This is a genomic window from Paenibacillus sp. 01T422 (genome assembly GCF_056398785.1).
The window spans coordinates 1-408 of the sequence record NZ_JBFTQB010001692.1 but is presented as its reverse complement, the minus strand read 5'-3'; the positions used below and the strand labels follow the sequence as shown (position 1 = coordinate 408).

Annotated in this window: 1 protein-coding gene; it reads left to right on the top strand. The window is 35.0% G+C overall.

Annotated elements, in window-relative coordinates; all coding sequences use genetic code 11:
- Positions 1–104: 104 nt before the first annotated feature.
- Positions 105–408 (top strand): hypothetical protein (locus AC1DUA_RS40805; protein WP_477505037.1); only part of this gene is annotated, 304 nt, incomplete at its 3' end.

Below are 408 nucleotides of genomic sequence, written 5' to 3'. Positions count from 1 at the left end.
TTGTAAATCCAGGTTAAATACGGCTTTAAAGTCATTGCGAAAGAAAATTCCGGAATTTGATTATACAATGAATCCATCTAGCAGATTTGGAGGTTAATCGTCATATGGATGAACTTAATGCCCCAATCAAAAGAATTCTTAATAAAAAACTTGATCATGAGTTTCCATCAACATCTTTTAACACATTATGGGACCGAACATCCACTGAACAATCAATACTGATTCGAAAAGCAGTTCAAAGGAAACTGAAATATGGTTTTTTGATTACATCTGTTAGTTTCGTATTGTTTGTCGTTTTACTTATTTCAACCCCTATGATACCGACTATGGCTCAATCACCTATTTTCAAATCCGTCTTCCAGATGATTGGTTTTTTCAGTGAAAACCATCCTGATCTGGGAGGTGTGG